This window comes from Mycobacterium sp., assembly GCF_049673265.1.
Lineage (GTDB): Bacteria > Actinomycetota > Actinomycetes > Mycobacteriales > Mycobacteriaceae > Mycobacterium.
Genome location: NZ_JBATXN010000496.1, coordinates 1 through 5055, shown reverse-complemented (window position 1 = coordinate 5055; position 5055 = coordinate 1). Strand labels below are relative to the sequence as shown.

Below are 5055 nucleotides of genomic sequence, written 5' to 3'. Positions count from 1 at the left end.
GCGGACCGGATCGAGGGCTGCCTGTTCGGCAATGGCGAGCGGACCGGGAATGTCTGCTTGGTGACGCTGGGCCTGAACCTGTTCTCCCGCGGTGTCGACCCGCAGATCGACTTCTCCAACATCGACGAGATTCGCCACACGGTCGAGTACTGCAATCAGTTGCCGGTGCCCGAACGTCACCCGTACGGCGGCGATCTGGTCTATACAGCGTTCTCCGGCAGCCACCAAGACGCCATCAACAAGGGCTTGGATCAGATGAAGCTCGACGCCGATGCTGCCGATTCCGATGTCGACGACATGCTCTGGCAGGTGCCGTATCTGCCGATCGATCCGCGTGACGTCGGGCGCACCTACGAAGCGGTGATCCGGGTCAATTCGCAGTCCGGCAAGGGCGGGGTGGCCTACATCATGAAGGCCGATCACGGCCTGGCGTTGCCGCGCCGGCTACAGATCGAGTTCTCCCAAGTTATTCAGAAAATCAGTGAGGGAGAAGGCGGCGAGGTCAGTCCCAAAGCGATGTGGGATGCGTTTGCCGAGGAGTACTTGGCGCCGGTGCGACCGCTGGAGCGGGTGAAACAGCGGGTCGACGCATCCGAGGAAGACAGCGGCATCACCCGGATCGCCGCCACCGTCAAGATCGACGGCGTGGAGGCCGAGATCAGCGGTTTGGGCAACGGGCCGCTTGCGGCTTTCGTCGACGCGCTGGGCACCGTCGGGTTTGACGTGGCCGTTCTGGATTACTCCGAGCACGCGATGAGCGCCGGCGATGACGCTCAGGCGGCGGCCTACGTGGAGGCTTCGGTCTCCGGCAAAACCGTGTGGGGCGTGGGGATCGCGCCGTCGATCACCACCGCGTCGCTGCGCGCCGTCGTCTCAGCGGTCAACCGGGCCGCACGGAATTGAGTCGTCAGAACCGCGCGGCGACGATGCGCGCCGCGCAGCGGCGTGAGGAGGAGCCGGGCAATCAGAACAAAGCGAACTGCTCGCCGGCGCGCGCTGCGTCGATGAAGTCCTCGACACCTGTGCCACTGGCCACCGTCCCAACGCAGTTCATGAACTTGGCGTCGGAAACCACGGGCACGCCCAACTCGCGGGCCTGGTAGCCCTTGCCGTGCGCGGGACGGGATTCGTTGCAGATCACCAGCGAGGTTTCCCGGTCGACGGCGTCGGCGTAAGCCAATCCGGCGTGCAGGATCCGCTCGACCAGCTCTTCGTGTGTCCGCTGGACCTCGGCCGCCAATGCAACCCGCATGCCCTGCACCAGCGGCCTGCCGCGGACGTAGGGGCCCGGGTTCAGGTACGGGCATGGCATCCGGGATGCCAGCATCTTCAGCGGGCGCAGCTCCTCGTGGGTGACTCGGCCGCTGGGCCAACGCCGGCGGGTGATCGGACGTACCGGTAGCCAGACGCCGCGGTCGCGGGCCCGCTCCAGCGCGGCCGCCAGCACGTTGGTCAGCACGACGGCGTCGTCGAAGGCATCGTGCGGGCGCCGTTGGGTCACTCCCCAGTGCGCGGCCAGGGTCTCCAACCGCAGGTTGTCGATGCCCAGTTCCAGCCGTCGCGCCAACTCCAGCGTGCACATGACGGAGTCGATCGGCAGTTCAACATCGGCCAACTCCGCCTCCGCGGTGAGGAAGGCGTAGTCGAACGCGACGTTGTGCGCGACCAGGGTGCGGCCGCGCAGCAACTCGGCCACATCGCCGACGATGTCGGCGAACTGCGGCTGGTCCTCGAGCATCGCGGCGGTCAGGCCGTGCACGTGGGTCGGGCCGGGATCGACGCCCGGGTTGAGCAGGCTGACCACCGATTGCTCGACTTGGCCGTTGGCGTCGAGGGCCAGCACTGCGAGGCTGATAACCCGGGCGCTGCCAGGTCTGAAGCCGGAGGTTTCGACGTCGATGACGGCCCAGCCCTCGTCGGGTGCCGTGGCTGGCCGACCCCAAACGGTCTGCATAACTGGAGGATGGCACGTCGAGCCGACATCGCCGGGTCGCTGCGCGCCGTGTCGCGCCCTTTGCTTCATGAGGTCGACCCGCTGCGCTCGGGAAAGCGCCGAGCTGGCGATCGCCCTTAAACTCACCCGGGTGATCACCACCCGAGGACGCCTGGCCCTGGCCGCCGGAGCCGGCGCGCGATGGGCATCCCGGGTGACCGGCCGAGGGGCGGGCGCAATGATCGGCGGCCTGGTTGCCATGACGCTGGACCGGTCGATCCTGCGTCAGCTCGGCGCCGGCCGGCGCAGCGTCGTCGTCACCGGGACCAACGGCAAGTCAACGACGACCCGGATGACCGCGGCGGCGTTGGGCACGCTGGGATCGGTGGCCACCAACGCCGAAGGCGCCAACATGGACGCCGGGCTGGTGGCGGCGCTCGCCGCCGACCGCGACGCCGCGTTGGCGGTCCTCGAGGTCGACGAGATGCACGTGCCGCATGTCTTAGATGCCGCCGGCGCTGCCGTTATTGTCCTGCTCAACCTGTCCCGCGACCAGCTGGACCGGGTCGGCGAGATCAATGTGATCGAACGCAGGCTGCGGGCGGGGCTGGCCAGCCACCCCCAGGCAGTCGTCGTCGCCAACTGCGATGACGTGCTGATGACCTCGGCCGCCTACGACAGCGCCAACGTGGTGTGGGTGGCCGCGGGCGGCAGCTGGGCGGCCGATTCGGTCAGCTGCCCGCGCAGCGGCGAGGTGATCGTCCGCGATCGAGGCCACTGGTATTCCACCGGGGCCGACTTCAAGCGGCCCAGCCCGCAGTGGTGGTTCGACGACGAACGGCTCTACGGGCCCGACGGGCTGGCCCTGCCGATGCAGTTGGCGCTGCCGGGCGCGGTAAATCGGGGCAACGCCGCCCAGGCGGTGGCGGCCGCCGTCGCGCTGGGCGCCGACCCGGCGGCCGCGGTGGCAGCGGTGGCCGGGGTCGACGAGGTCGCCGGGCGTTATCGCACGATTCGCGTCGGCGCGCACACCGTGCGGATGTTGTTGGCCAAGAATCCCGCCGGCTGGCAGGAAGCCCTGTCGATGGTGGACAAGGACGCGGCCGGGGTGGTGATCACGGTCAACGGGCAAGTGCCCGACGGCGAAGATTTGTCCTGGCTGTGGGACGTGCGCTTCGAGCATTTCGAAAGCACGAAAGTTGTAGCCGCGGGTGAACGCGGCACCGATCTGGCGGTGCGATTGGGGTACGCCGACGTCGAACACACCTTGGTGCACGACACGATGGCTGCCATCGCGTCGTGCCCACCCGGTCGCGTCGAGGTCGTCGCCAACTACACGGCGTTCCTGCAGTTGCAGCGGCGGATCAGATGACCATTCGGATCGGGCTGGTGCTGCCCGACGTGATGGGCACCTACGGCGACGGCGGAAATGCGGCGGTGTTGCGTCAACGGCTGCGGCTGCGCGGCATCGCCGCCGAGATCGTCGAGATCACGCTGGCCGACGTGGTGCCCGACAGCCTCGACCTCTACACGTTGGGCGGTGCCGAGGACTACGCGCAGCGGCTGGCAACCAAGCATCTGATCCGCCACCCGGGATTGCAGCGCGCCGCGGCACGCGGCGCGCCGGTGTTGGCGATCTGCGCGGCCATCCAGGTGCTCGGCCACTGGTATGAAACGTCGTCGGGTGAACGGGTAGACGGGGTGGGCCTGCTCGATGCCACCACCTCGCCGCAGACCGCTCGCACCATCGGCGAGGTGGTCAGCACGCCGCTGCTGACCGGGTTGACGCAGCCGTTGACCGGTTTCGAAAACCACCGCGGCGGAACCGTGCTCGGTGATGCGGCGTCGCCGCTGGGCGTCGTGAAAAAGGGTGCGGGCAACCGCGCCGGCGACGGGTTCGACGGCGCGGTGCAGGGCAGCGTGGTCGCCACCTACATGCACGGGCCTTGCTTGGCCCGCAATCCGGAGCTCGCCGACCTGCTGCTGAGCAAGGTGGTGGGTGAGCTGGCGCCGCTGGAATTACCCGAGGTGGACTTGCTGCGTCGCGAGCGCCTGGCGGTTCGCTGAGAATTACCTACCCGCGCGATAGGTGGCTCTAATGATCCACATAGCAACGTCCCTCAGCCTTTTCTGAACAGCACCGCGCTGTGTGGGGGCACGAGGATTGGACGCACAATGACCAGCACCTCACGCACCAAAGTCGCCCCAGCCGGCCGCGCGGTTCTGTTGAGCGCGGCCGTCGCCGCTTGCGCGATCACATTCGCCGGCGGCGCGTACGCCGACGCGGGCGCGTCCTCTCTATTGACCGACCACCAGGCCAACCACCAGGCCAACCCGCAGGTCGCGATGCACGGCGACCCAGGCGCCGCCGCGCCCTATTGGCGCGAACAACAACAGGATTCCGACTGCGGGGAGATGGCCGTTGCCGATGTGGTCGGCCAGATCACCGGCAACGAGCCGACCGAGCAGCAGATCGACGACACGGCCGGAAACACCCCCAGCGTCAAGCACTCCGGATCGATCTACCGTCCGTCGCAGGATACGAGCAACAGGGACCTGCCGGTGCTATTGGCGCATTATGGCATCCAGGCCTCCGATGTCGATACCAATGTTGGCGCCGTGGAGCGTGATCTGGATCAAGGCGACAAGGTGATCGTCGGAGTTAACGACCAAATCCTCTGGAACGAGTCGGGCGACCGCACCGAGGAAGATCACTTCGTGGTGGTCACCGGGATCGACACGGACGCAGGTGTTGTGCACGTCAACGACAGCGGCCGCAGGGCCGGCCGCGACGAGCAGGTTTCCATGGCCACCTTCAAACAGGCTTGGGATACCAGCGACGACATGGCGATCGTGACCAGCTGACAGCGATGGGCCTAGCCGGGTGGCGGGCGCCCGATTCCGTCACACCAGCCTCTGGCGTCACTCAGTAAGGTGAGATGCTTCTTTCGGTTTGTGACCACATGCGATATCACGACCGGATTGTCAGGCCGGTGATATCACCGGCGCATCGCATTGCGAAAAAGACTCATGGTCGGTTGCCGTTAACGGAGTTACCCATGTGATTGCGTTGGCGCCCGTCATGCCATCGCGCGTCGCCCGGTCAACGCGCGGCCCAGGGT

Annotated in this window: 5 protein-coding genes; 4 read left to right on the top strand and 1 reads right to left on the bottom strand. The window is 67.2% G+C overall.

Going from position 1 to position 5055, the window contains the following annotated elements:
- On the top strand, nt 1-903 hold a 903-nt coding region (locus tag WBF82_RS17180), incomplete at its 5' end, for an alpha-isopropylmalate synthase regulatory domain-containing protein (RefSeq protein WP_424384169.1).
- Nucleotides 904-964: 61 nt separating this feature from the next.
- Here the strand turns inward: WBF82_RS17180 and WBF82_RS17175 are convergent.
- Entirely contained in the window at nt 965-1954 is a 990-nt protein-coding gene (locus tag WBF82_RS17175) for a DEDDh family exonuclease (protein WP_424384168.1), read from the bottom strand.
- Nucleotides 1955-2084: 130 nt separating this feature from the next.
- On the opposite strand from WBF82_RS17175, the gene WBF82_RS17170 reads away from it, so the two are divergent.
- The 3 genes from WBF82_RS17170 (at nt 2085) to WBF82_RS17160 (ending at nt 4798) form a co-directional block, all read left to right on the top strand.
- Nucleotides 2085-3305, top strand: coding sequence for a MurT ligase domain-containing protein (locus tag WBF82_RS17170; RefSeq protein WP_424384170.1), 1221 nt, complete (start codon nt 2085-2087; stop codon nt 3303-3305).
- On the top strand, nt 3302-4000 hold the full coding sequence (locus WBF82_RS17165; protein ID WP_424384167.1) for a type 1 glutamine amidotransferase: 699 nt from the start codon (nt 3302-3304) through the stop codon (nt 3998-4000). Before WBF82_RS17170 ends, WBF82_RS17165 begins: the two co-directional genes overlap by 4 nt.
- Nucleotides 4001-4108: 108 nt before the next feature.
- On the top strand, nt 4109-4798 hold the full coding sequence (locus tag WBF82_RS17160) for a C39 family peptidase (RefSeq protein WP_424384166.1): 690 nt from the start codon (nt 4109-4111) through the stop codon (nt 4796-4798).
- Nucleotides 4799-5055: the final 257 nt, after the last annotated feature.

What these genes read in the sequence shown, in the direction of transcription:
- WBF82_RS17175 (WP_424384168.1), bottom strand. Translation starts at nt 1,954, where the DNA reads ATGCAGACCGTTTGGGGTCGGCCAGCCACGGCACCCGACGAGGGCTGG.
- WBF82_RS17165 (WP_424384167.1), top strand. Translation starts at nt 3,302, where the DNA reads ATGACCATTCGGATCGGGCTGGTGCTGCCCGACGTGATGGGCACCTAC.
- WBF82_RS17160 (WP_424384166.1), top strand. Translation starts at nt 4,109, where the DNA reads ATGACCAGCACCTCACGCACCAAAGTCGCCCCAGCCGGCCGCGCGGTT.